A 14,399-nucleotide genomic window follows, 5' to 3' on the forward strand; every position below is an offset into this window, starting at 1 on the left:
ATGAGTGAAGAAGCAAGGAAACAGAGAATTGAAGAGATAAATCAAATGCGCAGCGAGGGAATTGAGCCGTACCCATACCGTTTTGAGAAAACTCACTGGGCCGGCCAGATTAAGACGGATTTTTCCGATTTAAAGGATTCCGAGACTAGAGAAGATATTACCTTAAGAATTGCCGGAAGAGTGGTTGCGATGAGAAACCACGGGAAATCCACTTTCTTTGTTCTTAGGGATAATACGGACCGGATTCAGGCTTATATCAGGCTCGACGGTGTAGGGGTGGAGAATTTCGAGGTCTTCAAGAAATTTGTAAACATTGGCGATTTCCTGGGGGTCACTGGATTCCCTTTCAAGACGCATACAGGAGAGATATCGGTCTTCGTAAAGCATTTCGAGATACTCTCGAAGGCAATAAGAATGATGCCTGAAAAGTGGCATGGAGTGAAGGATAAGGAGATAATCTACAGACAGAGATACGTTGAGATGCTTTCGAGCGACGAAGCTCTTGAGAGGTTTCGGATTCGCTCTGAACTGTTTCGATTGGTCAGAGAGTTTCTTCAGTCCAGGGGTTTTATAGAAGTAGATACGCCCATGCTTCATTATCTGACTGGAGGAGCATCGGCAAGGCCCTTCAAAACTCATATCAATGTCTTCGAGTCGGAAATGTATCTGAGGATTGCAGAAGAACTATTCCTTAAGAGATTCCTGGTGGGAGGCTTTGAAAGGATTTTCGAAATCGGAAAGAACTTCCGCAATGAAGGGGTCTCCTTCAAACACCACCCTGAGTTCACAATGATGGAGCTATACTGGGCGTACGCAGATTACAACGATATAATGGATATCACTGAAGAGATGATCAACTACGTAGTCAGCAAAATAACAGGTTCAGAAATTATTACTTATCAGGGAAAGAAGATCGATTTTTCGAGGCCTTGGCGCAGAGTAAAGATGGCTAGCTTTATAGAAGAGAATCTTGGAGTCGATATCTTGGAAGATTCAAGTGATGAACTGATAGCCGTTCTGAAGAAGCATAATGCTGAACCTGATATCAAGGAAAGAGGACACTTGATCGAGAAATTGTGGGATCTTGTGGAGCACAACCTTGTGAACCCCACTTTTGTTACCGAGCATCCAGTAATAATCTCTCCATTGTCGAAAATTCATAGAGAAGATCCGAGAGTTACAGAGAGGTTCGAGCTGATAATAAGCTCTATGGAGATGGCAAATGCTTTCAGTGAGTTGAACGATCCGATTGAACAGTATGATCGTTTCCTTCATCAAGCGGGTTTGAGGGACATCGGAGATGAAGAGGCTCAGATGATGGATCAGGATTTCATCAGGGCTCTTGAATATGGGATGCCCCCCACGGGAGGATTGGGAGTGGGTTGGGATAGAATAATCATGCTTGTGACAGATGCACCTTCTATAAGGGATATTATTCCCTTTCCGCTCGTAAGACCAATCTCTTTTGATGAAGAAGAGGCTTTGAGTAATAGCGAGGAATAGTAGAGGTGATTCAATGACGCTTTATGAGCAGATTCAACAGGAAATGAAGGAAGCGATGAAGTCCCGAGATTCTCTTAAAACGAATACTTTGAGGAGTGTAATCGCTTCCGTAAAAAACTACCTTGTATCTTCAGAAGAGGCCAGAGCTCGAGAGGTCAACGATGAGCTTTTGATAGATCTTATTGCGAAGGAAGCAAAGAAACGAGAAGAATCAATTGAAGCCTACAAGAAGGTAGGGAGAGATGATCTGGTTTCCAGCGAATCCAAAGAGCTTGAGATACTGAGTAAGTACCTCCCAGAAGAACTATCGGCGGATGAAATAAGGGCGATCGCCTTGCAGACGATTGACGATTTGAAGGCCAACAATCCTTCAGATCTAGGGAAAGTCATGAGAGAGCTGATGGCAAGAGTAAAGGGAAGAGCAGATGGAAAACTTGTCAACAAAATTGTCAGGGAGCTTCTTGAGAGTAGATGAGAGTTGAGTTCCTGACCGCAGAAATCGGGAGCACCACTACGGTGCTCTCTGCTTTTTCATGTGATGCATCGGGAAAAATGAAATTCGTTGGGCAGGGTGAATCTTACACAACCATAGATGAAAATGATGTCACTGTCGGTATAGAAAAGGCTATGAAAGCATTGAAAAAAAACCTTGGAACTGAGAGGCTCGAATGGGATGTCTTGGTTGCATCGTCTAGTGCTGCTGGGGGACTGAGAATGACGGTGCACGGTCTCGTTTACGATATGACTGTCAAAGCTGCAAGGGAAGCGGCTCTTGGGGCTGGTGGGGTTATTAAGTTAGTTACTGCCGGCAAGTTGGCCCACAGAGACTTGAAAAGAATCGAGGAAGCCACTCCAAAGTTAATACTTCTTGCTGGTGGAGTTGATTATGGCGAAAGGGAGACGGTTATTCATAATGCAGAGATCCTCAAGAATGCAGATCCCGAGATTCCTATAGTCTATGCGGGCAATGTTGTCGCAGCGGACGAAGTCTGTGAAATTGTCTCGGTCAATGGAAGAGATGTTCACGTAGTGGAAAATGTGTATCCAAGAATCGATGAGCTCAATGTCGAACCTACCAGGAAGATTATCAGGGACGTCTTTTCGAAAAACATAGTGAAGGGTCCCGGAATGGAGAAGATTTATTCGTTAGTTGACAAGCCCGTTATCCCGACACCGGCCGCAGTTATGCTTGCGGCTGAAATTTTTTCTGATACTAAAGGTGATGTGCTCGCAGTAGATATCGGGGGTGCAACTACGGACGTTGATTCAGTTACTGATGGAGATCCCGAGATCGAGTCTATACTGGTATCACCGGAACCAAGAGCAAAGAGGACCGTCGAAGGAGATCTCGGAATCTACGTGAATGCCCGTCACGTTATCGAGCACATTGGGAGAAGTGAGTTGGAAAGAGAATTCCCCGATCTGGAAAGCATCGTTGAAAATCTTACGCCTTACCCAAAGAATTCACTCGACGAAGCCTTCTCTGTAAGACTTGCCAAATACTGTTTCGAGTCTTCGATAAGAAGACATGCGGGAAGCATCAAACAGTTTTATGGGCCCACCGGAAGAATAGAAGTTGCTCATGGAAAGGATCTTACGGCTGTCAGATCGATAGTTGGTACTGGTGGAATCTTAAGCAGATCGAAATTTTGCTCTAAAATCATGGAAGGTATTAGAACTCTTTCCGAGAAACATGAAAAGGAATTGCTGCCAAAAGCTATTGTAAAGCTTTACAGAGATAAGCACTACATTTTTGGTGCTATTGGTCTAATATCGACCGTCGACTTCTCCTCTGCAAAGGATCTTCTGGAGAACTCTTTTGAAGAGCTTAGAAATTTCTGAACCACACAAAGCTAGTTTTCTCGCAATTGACAAGCGTTTCCTTTGGATGATAGAATCTCCATGAATGCGGGTGTAGCTCAGTTGGTAGAGCATCAGCTTCCCAAGCTGAGGGTCGCGGGTTCGAGTCCCGTCGCCCGCTCCATTGGTATGACGTCGTAGATCAGCAGACTCGCTTGACCCAGTTCTCGAAACTCCCTATACTTCAGTTGCACTTCGCTCTCCAGGTTTTCTCCCAGACCTTTGATTCCCTTTCTGATAGTTGGTTCGAAGGTAATATGGAGTTCATTCACCAACCCTTTATCTGCAAACTGGTCGAATGTATCTGCTCCTCCAATGAGACAGACTTCCTCATAACCTTTTTTTTCAAGTTCTTCGAGGATTTCTTCCGGAGTCGATGACGTAAAAAACAGATTGTCGGAGCCTTCGAAATTGTATGGAGTTCTCGTCAGAACGATATTGAGCCTTCCGGGAAGCGCCTTTCCAATAGCATCGTAAGTTTTTCTGCCCATAATGACTACTCCGACCCTTGAAGTAAGGGATTTGAAGTAACTCTTGTCTTCTTTTGATGTCCACTCAGTTTTGTCTTCTTTAGAGAGCGATATTTTACCGTTGACCGTACTTGCAAACACAGCTATTACCTTCAGCTCTCGCACCTCCCTCTACTTTGTCCTTCAATTTCTTACAGTTGATTCTATCTTTTTTTTGCCTCTCCTGGCAACATTTAGGAGTCAGTTTAGTCAGGATATGTTATTCTTCTTAAGATAGGAGTGTGAAGGACATCAAGAGGATTTTTGGGATTATTTTTGTTTCTCTTTTGTTCATTTTGGTAGCTGCCTGCAGTGACGGCGGAAATTACTCTGTTTCTGTAAGACAAATAGACTGCAAAGGCTCGATCTGCAACATAGATTTGAACATATCGGCACCGGGCAGGGATCTTCCGCCGTTTCTTGTGACAATCGGTCGTCCTCCGGTTGATGGGAATGACGGCTTGAAATTCAGAGGAACTGAAGCTTCGTTTGAATTGAAGGAGCAGGGTGCTCACTTAATATATGTGACTTTGATTGAGGGCAAGAGATTTTTAACGACTCCGGTCTCGGCTAAGGTAACGATCAATCTTGAACCCCCGGAAAGGCCCGCTGTCCGATGGAGCCTTGCGCAAGGATTTCTGACCCTTGTTGTCAGGGCAGAGGATTCCAAAGAAGTGACTGACTATCGAATCCTAGTTAATGGTGAATCTTTCAGATCATCTAGTGGCGTGTTTTCGGTCCCTGTAGAGAGAGATAGGAAGTATATCGTCCAGGCGTTCTCAATGTCTGATGCGATAAGCTCTGAACCTGCAATTGTTGATCTCGAGCTTTCGGAAGACTTTGCTCCAGAAGTGAAGCTCTTCTTCACCTTCCCATATAGAGGAGAGGCGATTCAAGTTGAGATTAGTGACGACTGGGACAGTCCTGAAGAGCTTGAGATAGAGGCCTTCGCTCAAGAGAGTGGAATTTCACTTCTCTTTGATGGAGCAAGGCTGATACCTGAGATACCTATTCCGGAGCACAAAAACACTCTAGTTGTTAGAGTAAGCGATTCTTCTGGCAACACTACCGAAGTGACGAAACAGTTGACGGTTGTAAGAAGTACTTCTCCTGATCTTCCCGAACTCTATATTGAGGAAGGCACAATAAGAAACGCAAGGTGGACTACTTCAGAAGGTTCAGTTGAACTTCAGAGATACAGAGACGGGGAGTGGATTACTCTCTCCAGCCATGATTCTGAAGAGAAATCGTCGATAATTTCGAAGGATAGTATATCTGAGAATGGAGATCTTTACAGAATCGTCTTCACTTCCGAGAGCGAGATCTACATGCCTTCTGTCCCAGTTTTCGCTAAAGAGAGTTTCTTCAGGCGGTTCAGTACGGAGTACATCTCATCTTTCCTGGGAATGGATGCGCTGCTGGTAGGAGGAAATGATTACAGATTCTATGGGAATATAGTTGTGAGAGATAATTCGGTCATGAGAGTCGAGTCGGGTTCTTCTCTCACGATTCCAAAGGGAAATACTTTGCTCGTGAGCGGAGTCCTTGATCTAGAAGGTTGGAAGGACAGGATTGCAGTAAATCCGGGAGGTTCTTCTGGAACTATAGAAGTTACGAACAACGGCGTCTTGATTGCTAGAAGCGTGGATTTCAACAATTCGAGGGTCGTTGTAGAAGGAGCGGCCGTAGTAGTATTTGAAGATTGCACATTTTACGGTGGTTTGAAGATCAGTGGAGCCAGAACCGTCCAGATATACAAGAGCCAGATCGATGGAGAAATCAGCGTTGAAAATGTTAGAGAGCTCCTAGTTCATCTCAGTGAACTCTCCGGAACAGAGCTGACATACAGCAATTTGGGTTCAGCCTTACTCTCAAGAAGTACATTTAGTTCACAGTCAATGGAAGTCATGGACTCTCGTGTTGAAGTGGTTGGCTCGGTTTTCGAATACGGAGATATTGAAATCAATAAGACGTCTCGTCTGTTACTGACAGGAAGTTCACTGATAGATACTGGAATCGAAATTTCTGGAGCATCCTCGTTGCATATTGAAGAACTGGAAATAAGGGGACAGGTTAAGATAGACCTTAAGGGACTTTCGCGACTTAGTATTCAAGAGGACGCCAAAGAAATGATTGAGATTATCTCGGACGAAAAATCTGCCATTAAGGTTTACTGAGCATGGGTATGAAATTTCGTGATTTTGATCCCAGAATTCTTGGGTGTCTTGATCTTGACCTTACTTATCTTCATGCTCGTGTCAATCACGGAACTCTATTGCTATCGTGGTTTATTGATCCTCCAAAAGGTTCAAGGAAAGCACTCGAATTGGGTTCGGGCAGCGGTGTGATTTCAATCTATCTGGCAAAGGCCTTCGGACTGTCAGTAACTGGTTTGGAAATTGACAGCGAGCTTTACAACGTGTCCATTAAGAACGCTCGCGCCAACTGCACCGAAGATCTTACCAATTTCATAAACTGTGACATCAGGACATATTCTAGTGAGAACAGAGGAGAGGTCTTCGATCTAGTTGTAGCTAATCCACCTCACTACGTCCATTCCGGTCTCGATAGTCCTGACGAAAGAAGAAACACTGCAAGACGAATCGACCGAGATTCTGCAAGAGTGTTTGCCTCTGCAGCTGGTAGTCTTCTAAAAAACAGAGGTGCTTTCTATTTTATATTGCATCCGAGGGACTTGACAAAATGGGCACATCTCCTGGAGGATGAAGGACTGGGAATTCATAGATTGAGATTTGCGTACGGGTCTTTCGAAAAACAGGCTCAGCTGGTACTCTTAAGCGGGAGAAAGGGCTCATCATCTGAGATCGTTGTGGAACCGCCGATAAAAATGAGGTGAAAACTTTGTTTATAAGTATAGAAGGAATTGACGGATGTGGAAAAACTACTCAGATCAAACTTTTGGCCGAGTATCTCAGTCAATTAGGTGTGGAGTTCACCATAGTCAGGGAACCCGGTGGAACAAGGGCAGGCGAAGAGATCCGGCAGATACTGCTGCATAAGGACTTCCAGTTGTGTGCGGAATCAGAGCTGCTTCTATTCATGGCGGCACGTGCACAAATAGTTAGGGAGGTTATACGGCCAGCACTGGAGAGTGGTAGACTGGTGATTGCAGATCGATTCATGGATTCATCAGTTGCCTATCAGGGAGTCGGAAGGGATCTAGGACAAAAGGTAGTCCAGTTCATGAATTCATTTGCTGTGGGGAATACGGTCCCGGATATTACGCTATACATTGATGTGCCGGCAGATGTAGCAATGTCGCGGATGAGAAAAGAAAAGAAAAATGATAAAATAGAAGTGGAAAGTTTAGAGTTTTTCGAAAGAGTAAGAAAAGGATATGAGAGGTTGATGGTAGAAAATGGCAAGAGATTCGTTCTCATAGATGGAAGAAAGGCTGTAGAGCAAGTGCAAGAAGATATCAGAAATTCTTTATCGGTTTTAATCGAGAAGCAAAAGCCAAATGGGAGGTGACAAGAATGTATTTCGACAAGTTTTCCGAAGGCGCTGCCCAGGTCTTTGTGACAGCCCAGGACGAGGCTAGAAGTCTCGGCCACCCGTATGTTGGAACTGAACACCTCCTTCTAGCGATCATAAAAGTCGAAAATGAGCAAACAACTAGGATTCTGAGAAACTACTCGATCACATACGAGAGAATCTCCAGAGAAGTAACTTCGATGGTTGGGACTAACGTACATCAGTCTGTAGTCGGAGCCCCGCAGATGACACCCAGAGCGAGACGAGTTATCGAACTGGCAAATGATGAATCGAAAATGCTTGGTCAAGACAAGATTGATGTTGAACACATAATGCTCGGGATCGTTCGCGAAGGAGAAGGTATCGCAGCTCACATATTGAAGCAAATGGGAGTAAACCTATCGCAGCTGAGAAGAGAGATTATTGAGAACATAACAGGTGACTGGGAAGAAGGAGGCGAACAGCCAGAAAACGTCTTCGTACAGCAGAGCCCTACGATGAGCTCTGCGATCAAACAGCTTGAAGGTTTTGGCACAGACCTTACTGCAATGGCCAAAGCTGGGAAGCTCGATCCAATTGTCGGTAGAGAGATTGAAAGGCAGAGGCTAATGGAGGTTCTTTCCAGACGCAAGAAGAATAATCCTGTTTTGATAGGAGAACCTGGTGTTGGAAAAACGGCAATCGTTGAAGGACTTGCACAAATGATTGTTGATGAAGAGGTTCCCGAGACACTGAAGAGCAAAGTCATTTTTGCACTGGATGTCGCTTCGCTCATTGCCGGAACGAAGTATAGAGGGGAATTTGAAAAGAGGCTGAAGAAGCTCATCCATGTTGTGAAATCCAACGGAAACATCATTCTGTTCATAGATGAAGTTCATACTATAGTTGGTGCAGGTTCAGCTGAAGGTGCCGTTGATGCCGCCAATATTTTGAAGCCGGCTCTTGCAAGCGGAGAGATAAGATGCATAGGATCAACAACTCCTGATGAATACAGAAAGTACATAGAAAAAGATGCCGCTCTTGAGAGAAGATTCCAGAAGATCTACGTAACCGAGCCTACTCCGGAACAGTCGGTAGAGATTCTGAAAGGTATAAGGCACAAGTATGAACTTCACCACAAGGTTCGCTACACAGAAAAGGGACTGGAAGCTGCTGTCACATTGTCGCACAGATATGTCTCCGACAGATTTCTCCCTGACAAGGCGATAGATATCATTGATGAGGCGGGTTCGAGGGCAAGACTGCAGAAGCTTACAATTCCCGACGAGTTGAAAAAGATGCAGGGTGATATTGAAGTCTTGAAGATAAAAAGAGAGACTGCTGCGGCCGATCAGGAGTATGAAAAGGCTGCCCAGCTGAAGGAAAAGGAGCGTTTGATACAGCAGAAGTATAGGGATGGTTATAGCGAATGGAGAAACAGGGTTGATTCTGAGATAGTTACCCTCGATGACGATGAAGTCGCAGAAATCGTTTCAAACTGGACAGGAATACCGCTCAGAAAACTTGAAGAGACGGACAGTGAAAAGCTTCTAACTCTGGAGACTGCTCTGCATGAGAGAATAGTCTCTCAAGAAGAAGCCATTTCGGCGGTCGCCAAATCGATAAGGCGCGCAAGAAGCGGATTGAAGGACCCTCACAGACCGATTGGAGCTTTCCTTTTCCTTGGCCCAACGGGTGTAGGGAAGACCGAGTTAGCAAAGGCTCTTGCAGAGTACCTTTTTGGCGAGGATAAGGCGCTTGTGAGATTTGACATGTCTGAGTACATGGAAAGATTTTCGGTCTCAAGATTGATTGGGGCGCCCCCAGGTTATGTCGGCTACGATGAAGGTGGCACCTTGACCGAGAGAATCAGGAAGAGGCCATTTTCCGTAATACTCTTCGACGAGATAGAGAAGGCCCATCCTGATATCTTCAACATCTTGCTCCAGATAATGGATGATGGCAGACTCACCGATTCGCAGGGAAGACAGGTTGATTTCAGGAACTCAATAGTGATAATGACCAGCAATCTTGGCGGAGAATTCATAAACAAAACCAAGTCTTCTATAGGTTTCGTGGAGTCGATTCGTGAAGAGAAGGAATATGAGGCTATGAAAACCTCGGTACTCGAGGAAGTCAAGCGGACTTTCAGGCCCGAGTTTCTCAATAGGCTCGATGAAATAGTGGTCTTCCATCAGTTGACCAAGGCTCAAATCAAGTCGATAATCGATATACTTATGAATGACATGAGAAAAAGGCTGAAGGAGAAGCATTTAAAGTTGGTCCTATCGGAACCTGCTCAGGATTTCCTTGTAGACGAAGGGTTCAACCCCGTCTACGGTGCGCGTCCACTTAAGAGAGCTATTCAGAAGTACGTTGAGGACCCTCTTTCTGAAGAGCTTCTACGAGGAAGGTTCCAGGAAGGAGATCTCATTACCGCAGAGGTTGACAACAGAATTCTGGTTTTCAAGAAGAAAAAAGATGAAAAAACAGAAGTTAAGGCTGTGACCTAAGGATCAGTTTCGAACGATATTGCAGGGGGGCGGTTTCAAGCCCCCCTTTATAAAATATTGAACATTTGCTCAACAGTCAAAAGAAGACGGTGGGGTTCGTTTATGAAGAAGAAGAGAAGTTATGTATGCGATGTTTGTGGCTATGAGTCTCCCGCGTGGTTTGGACGATGTCCTTCCTGCAACGAATGGAATACTGCAATCGCTTTTGTAACTGAAAGTGATCGGGAGGATAGCACTTCGACTTACCAATTTGAAGCAAAGCCTCTTTCAGAAATAGACAGCGACGAATCTCTGCGTATGAACACTGGAATTGAAGAACTGAATAGATCCCTTGGTGGAGGAATTGTTTCAGGGAGTGCAATTCTTGTAAGTGGAGAGCCTGGAATAGGTAAATCAACTCTCATGCTCCAACTATCCGACCTAGTCGCAGGAGAAAAGCCTGTCCTGTACATATCGGGCGAGGAATCTGTTCGTCAGCTGAGATTGAGAGCTGAAAGACTTCGTCTCTCGAACAAGGAGCGAATAGAAGTAGTGTCGGCAAATGAGATAGACTCTCTGAAAGTTTCGGGAATTGACAAATACAGTATGGTAGTGGTCGATTCTTTGCAGACGATAAGGATGTCCAGCGTACCTTCCTTGCCAGGATCTGTCGTACAGGTGAGAGAATGTGCAAATCTGCTAGTCTCTTTGGCTAAATCATCCGACATCCCGTTTCTAATGGTATCTCATATAACCAAAGGGGGGCAGATTGCAGGACCGAAGCTCGTTGAACATCTAGTCGATACAGTACTGTACTTTGAATCGAGTAAAACGGGATACAGGTTTTTGAGAACTGTGAAAAATCGATTTGGCCCCTCGGACGAGATTGCAGTCTTTGAAATGACCTCGGAAGGGTTGCGTGAAGTATCCGACATCAGCAGTCTTTTTGTAGAAGACTATACAAGTGCGCCAGGTAATGTGGTCTCAGTGATCTATGAGGGTTCCAGGGCTTTTCTAATAGAAGTCCAGGCGTTGGTTTCCAAACCGGTTTATGGAACGCCCAGGAGACTTGCGTCCGGAGTGCCTCTTGAAAGACTCCTCCTAGTCACCGCGGTGCTAACGAAGAGAGCCGGTATTCCTCTCGACAGTCTGGATCTTTATCTGAACGTTGCCGGAGGACTCCAAATAGAAGATACTGGAGTTGATCTGGCTATTGCCGCCGCTTTGGTGTCTTCCTATACGGACACTTCAATACCTGAAGGCATAGCTTTTTTTGGTGAGATTGGACTGGATGGAACTGTGCGTTCCGTTTCTTCAACAGAGAAAAGGGTCGAAAGGGCAAAAAAATCCTCTTTCTCAAGAATAGCTGCGCCAGAGGGAAGAAATGGTATAAAAGATGTGAAACAACTACTGAAAATCATCGGAGGTATGAAGAGTGGAAAGGAGTGAACTCATAGAAAAGATCAAAAAGATTGCCCCGGGAACTCCGCTTCGTCACGCTCTCGATGATATACAGGATGCAAGCGTGGGAGGCTTAATCTTTTTTGTAGACGATTACAAGAAGTACAGCCAGCTAATGCAGATAGGGTTCCTTCTGAATTGCCAGTTCAATCCAAACAAACTGTATGAGCTTGCCAAGATGGATGGAGCAATTGTTGTGGATGATGACCTTACAACGATAGTTGGAGCGAATGTTCAGTTGATTCCAGATCACACTATTCCTACTAATCAGACAGGTATGAGACACAGAGCCGCTGAGAGAATGGCTAGAGAAACCGGTAGAATGTTGGTAGCTGTATCAAAGAGAAGAAACACAATGACAATTTTTCTTGGAGATTATGTCTATACTTTGAACAGCGTAGAGACTCTCACATCCAAGATCACACAAACTATCAGGACTGCGGAGAAGTACAAAGAAGCCTTTATTGAGGCTTTGCAGGGAATAGAGTTCATGGAGCGTGCCGGTTCACTCACTCTTTTTGACGTAGTCAAGACTATTCAGAAGGGATTGATGGTTGTACTGATTTGCGAGGAGGCAGATTTCACGATTGCCGAGCTTGGTAACCATGGCAGATTTCCCGCGATGCAACTTGCGGAGATTCTAGTGAATGTTAATGAAGAAATCGAGAATCTAATTCTGGATTTCAGTGAGGAGTTAGTTGATCAAGATGATCTAGAAGAAGTCTTCAAAAAGATGAAGAGCCTAAGTGAAAAGGAAATAAGCAGCTTCGGCGTAATTCTGAGACACATGGGATATGAGATAAATACTGCTTCTCAAGCAGTTGAGTACTTCATTCGATCTAGAGGAATCCGTTTTGCCAGGCACATCCCCAGAATACCTCTACAGGTCGCCATAAATTTGGGGAAAGAGTTCGGCACCTTCTCAAATCTTCTTGAGAGTACTGAGGATGAACTTAAAGACGTCGATGGAATCGGCGAGAAGCGGGCCTCGGCAATAAGACACGCAATCGATGTCTACAAGAAATCCGGTGAAATCACAATTCCAGGCTTCTAAGCTCCTTTGTAAGATCCCTAAGCTCTTTCCTGGATATCCTTTGCGGGACTCCTTTGTCCATGATCAATTCCCCTGAGTTCCAGACTTTCTCGAAACTCGTGTCAAACGAGGATTTCAGAATCAACTGAAGTGTCGTCGGCAAGCGAGTGTCAAATTTCTCGAGATCCAGGGACGACTTGGACAGAATTAGATCGGCCGAGTAACCTTCTTTAAGTACTCCGGTTCGTTTTCCGAAGAATCTTTGGAACAACTTGCAGTTGTTGTCAAAAAGCGTTTTCCTTATCTCATAGTCGATAATGGAATTCTCAAAGTTCCTTTGGTAACGTTCGGTAAGAAGAACTTCTTTAGCCTCTCCCAACATATCAGATCCGACGAATCCAGTGCCTATACAGACCTGCATCCCTCTTCCAAGGAGGTCTGCTATGTTTGGCTTGAAGGTTCCCGCATACATTTCAGATCTCAGGGACTTCGTTACGAAGATTCTCCTTGAAGAGATTATGTCCATATCGGTTTCGCTCAGGTTTCCGCCGTAAATAACTCCACATTCAGGAACGAGTATCCCGTTTTTCAGCAGTCTTTCGACAAGGCTTTCTCCCCATCTGAAAAGGCAAATCTCATTATCCTGCTTCATATCGAATATGAATAGATTCAAGTTCATCCCCTTTTCGTAGAGACTCCTGAGTTTGAAAAGAGCTTCTTCACCGTAGGTGGCAAGTCCACTTACATAAACAATAGGACAGAAAGAAGAGTCACGAGAGACATTCTCCCAGCGCGCTGAGACTTCATCTATCGTCCGATCAGTCAATACGGGTCCGACAGCGAGATAGACACCATACTTCTGCGAAAGCCGTCTGTAGAACTCCGGGTCGATATCAGGGTGATCAATTACCGGACCACTGATCGCAACTGAACCACTTCTTATTGACTTCAATATAGCTATCTCGGCAGAAAGTCTGACAAGAGAAGAATTAACCTCGCTCGTGCCTGATTCAAGTAGATTGCCGAAAAAATTTCTTCCTGTTTGAGCATCTTTCAGAAGTCTCAGGGGGTACGAAGAAATACTGGAATACACACTGTAATGAGCATTGAAAATTGAAGGCAGAAGGATGCCTTTTTCACCGTCAACTATCTCTTCATCCTCCTGAATGCTGTACTCTCTTCTCGGTCCGACGAAAGTAATCTCCCCATTTTCAAATCTAATCAGCGCATCATCCACAAGAGGGTTCTTTAGATCATTCGTGAATGCCAAAACGTTGGTTACGATCATCTGGAACCACCTCTTCTTGATTTGAAATAAGATCCGACAACGTAAGTCTCGAAACTCACAAGCTTAGGGACAATCTTCAGCCGTTTCCCCGGTTCTTGAACTATCCTGTATAGCCATTCAAGTCCAGCCTTCTGCATCCACAAAGGGGCTCTCTTCAGATCGCCGGAAATAACATCGAAAGATCCCCCTACACCCATCAAAACACTTGCATGAAGCTTATCAATGTTTTCTGCAATCCAAATATCTTGTTTAGGAACGCCCATACCAACAAATACAATATCTGCAGATGAAGAATTTATTTCTGAGACGATTGTATCACTTTCCTCTTGCGTGAAAAAGCCGCTGTGATACCCCGCAATATCGATTAGTGGAAATCTTTGTTTCAGTTTTTCAATGGTCTTTGTAACAATGTTCTCCTTCGAGCCCAAAAGGAATATCCTTAAACCAGTTTCGGAAGACAGCTCACAGATTTTGAGCATCAGATCGATTCCGGGGACCCTTTCCACTCTCTTTTTCGAAATGAGTTTTATTGCTTTTAGGACACCGCTACCATCTGGCACAACATAGTTCACGGTTTCGAGGGCATTCTTGTATTCCGAGTTGTGGATGTATTCATATGCGATCAAAGCGTTTAAAGTGAGTACATGTGATCTCAAGCCCGATTGTGTTCGCTGAATAAGCTCATTGGCCGCAGAAATCAGGTTTCTTTCCTGAAGATTAAAATCGAGAAATCTCAACCGAACACCTCCAAACTTCATTAAAACACAACGAGCGCTGTA

The 14,399-nt window shown here is 44.7% G+C and carries 12 protein-coding genes and 1 tRNA gene; 10 read left to right on the forward strand and 3 right to left on the reverse strand.

Going from position 1 to position 14,399, the window contains the following annotated elements:
* From lysS to Y697_RS13860, 4 genes are all read left to right on the forward strand, one after another.
* The gene (lysS, locus tag Y697_RS13845) at positions 1 to 1,503 is read left to right on the forward strand and encodes a lysine--tRNA ligase (RefSeq protein ID WP_121552387.1); all 1,503 of its coding nucleotides are present in this window, start codon (positions 1 to 3) and stop codon (positions 1,501 to 1,503) included.
* 13 nt (positions 1,504 to 1,516) lie between these two features.
* Entirely contained in the window at positions 1,517 to 1,978 is a 462-nt protein-coding gene (locus Y697_RS13850) for a GatB/YqeY domain-containing protein (RefSeq protein WP_121552388.1), read from the forward strand.
* Positions 1,975 to 3,345 carry a GlmL-related ornithine degradation protein gene (locus Y697_RS13855; RefSeq protein ID WP_121552389.1) on the forward strand — a complete coding sequence of 457 codons (1,371 nt, stop codon included), beginning with the start codon at positions 1,975 to 1,977 and terminating at the stop codon, positions 3,343 to 3,345. Before Y697_RS13850 ends, Y697_RS13855 begins: the two co-directional genes overlap by 4 nt.
* A gap of 66 nt (positions 3,346 to 3,411) precedes the next feature.
* Positions 3,412 to 3,487, forward strand: a tRNA-Gly gene (locus Y697_RS13860).
* On the opposite strand, the gene Y697_RS13865 is transcribed toward Y697_RS13860, so the two are convergent.
* Positions 3,438 to 3,998: a dihydrofolate reductase family protein gene (locus Y697_RS13865; RefSeq protein ID WP_310793772.1), complete on the reverse strand. Its 561-nt coding sequence runs from the start codon at positions 3,996 to 3,998 to the stop codon at positions 3,438 to 3,440. The genes Y697_RS13860 and Y697_RS13865 overlap by 50 nt on opposite strands.
* A 116-nt stretch (positions 3,999 to 4,114) precedes the next feature.
* Between Y697_RS13865 and Y697_RS13870 the strand changes: the two genes are divergently transcribed.
* The 6 genes from Y697_RS13870 (at position 4,115) to disA (ending at position 12,353) form a co-directional block, all read left to right on the forward strand.
* Positions 4,115 to 6,049 (forward strand): hypothetical protein, encoded by a 1,935-nt coding sequence (locus Y697_RS13870; RefSeq protein ID WP_259462585.1) that lies wholly within the window; start codon positions 4,115 to 4,117, stop codon positions 6,047 to 6,049.
* Positions 6,050 to 6,057: 8 nt separating this feature from the next.
* The gene (locus Y697_RS13875; RefSeq protein WP_259462586.1) at positions 6,058 to 6,729 is read left to right on the forward strand and encodes a tRNA1(Val) (adenine(37)-N6)-methyltransferase; all 672 of its coding nucleotides are present in this window, start codon (positions 6,058 to 6,060) and stop codon (positions 6,727 to 6,729) included.
* Positions 6,726 to 7,364, forward strand: coding sequence for a dTMP kinase (tmk, locus tag Y697_RS13880; protein ID WP_259462587.1), 639 nt, complete (start codon positions 6,726 to 6,728; stop codon positions 7,362 to 7,364). The genes Y697_RS13875 and tmk overlap by 4 nt, the downstream gene beginning before the upstream one ends.
* 5 nt (positions 7,365 to 7,369) lie before the next feature.
* Entirely contained in the window at positions 7,370 to 9,859 is a 2,490-nt protein-coding gene (locus Y697_RS13885) for an ATP-dependent Clp protease ATP-binding subunit (protein WP_121552392.1), read from the forward strand.
* Positions 9,860 to 9,961: 102 nt separating this feature from the next.
* Positions 9,962 to 11,287 carry a DNA repair protein RadA gene (gene radA, locus Y697_RS13890; RefSeq protein WP_121552393.1) on the forward strand — a complete coding sequence of 442 codons (1,326 nt, stop codon included), beginning with the start codon at positions 9,962 to 9,964 and terminating at the stop codon, positions 11,285 to 11,287.
* Entirely contained in the window at positions 11,274 to 12,353 is a 1,080-nt protein-coding gene (gene disA / locus Y697_RS13895; protein ID WP_121552394.1) for a DNA integrity scanning diadenylate cyclase DisA, read from the forward strand. Before radA ends, disA begins: the two co-directional genes overlap by 14 nt.
* Here disA and Y697_RS13900 read toward each other — a convergent pair.
* A complete protein-coding gene (locus tag Y697_RS13900; RefSeq protein ID WP_121552395.1) occupies positions 12,334 to 13,620 on the reverse strand; it encodes an amidohydrolase in 1,287 nt (428 codons plus the stop codon). The two genes, disA and Y697_RS13900, sit on opposite strands and share 20 nt — an antisense overlap.
* Entirely contained in the window at positions 13,617 to 14,357 is a 741-nt protein-coding gene (locus Y697_RS13905) for a WecB/TagA/CpsF family glycosyltransferase (RefSeq protein ID WP_121552396.1), read from the reverse strand. The genes Y697_RS13900 and Y697_RS13905 overlap by 4 nt, the downstream gene beginning before the upstream one ends.
* Positions 14,358 to 14,399 lie beyond the last annotated feature (42 nt).

The sequence above is a fragment of the Mesotoga sp. BH458_6_3_2_1 genome (assembly GCF_003664995.1).
Classification (GTDB): Bacteria; Thermotogota; Thermotogae; order Petrotogales; family Kosmotogaceae; genus Mesotoga.

What these genes read in the sequence shown, in the direction of transcription:
- Y697_RS13850 (WP_121552388.1), top strand. Translation starts at nt 1,517, where the DNA reads ATGACGCTTTATGAGCAGATTCAACAGGAAATGAAGGAAGCGATGAAG.
- Y697_RS13855 (WP_121552389.1), top strand. Translation starts at nt 1,975, where the DNA reads ATGAGAGTTGAGTTCCTGACCGCAGAAATCGGGAGCACCACTACGGTG.
- Y697_RS13875 (WP_259462586.1), top strand. Translation starts at nt 6,058, where the DNA reads ATGAAATTTCGTGATTTTGATCCCAGAATTCTTGGGTGTCTTGATCTT.
- lysS (WP_121552387.1), top strand. Translation starts at nt 1, where the DNA reads ATGAGTGAAGAAGCAAGGAAACAGAGAATTGAAGAGATAAATCAAATG.
- Y697_RS13885 (WP_121552392.1), top strand. Translation starts at nt 7,370, where the DNA reads ATGTATTTCGACAAGTTTTCCGAAGGCGCTGCCCAGGTCTTTGTGACA.
- Y697_RS13900 (WP_121552395.1), bottom strand. Translation starts at nt 13,620, where the DNA reads ATGATCGTAACCAACGTTTTGGCATTCACGAATGATCTAAAGAACCCT.
- radA (WP_121552393.1), top strand. Translation starts at nt 9,962, where the DNA reads ATGAAGAAGAAGAGAAGTTATGTATGCGATGTTTGTGGCTATGAGTCT.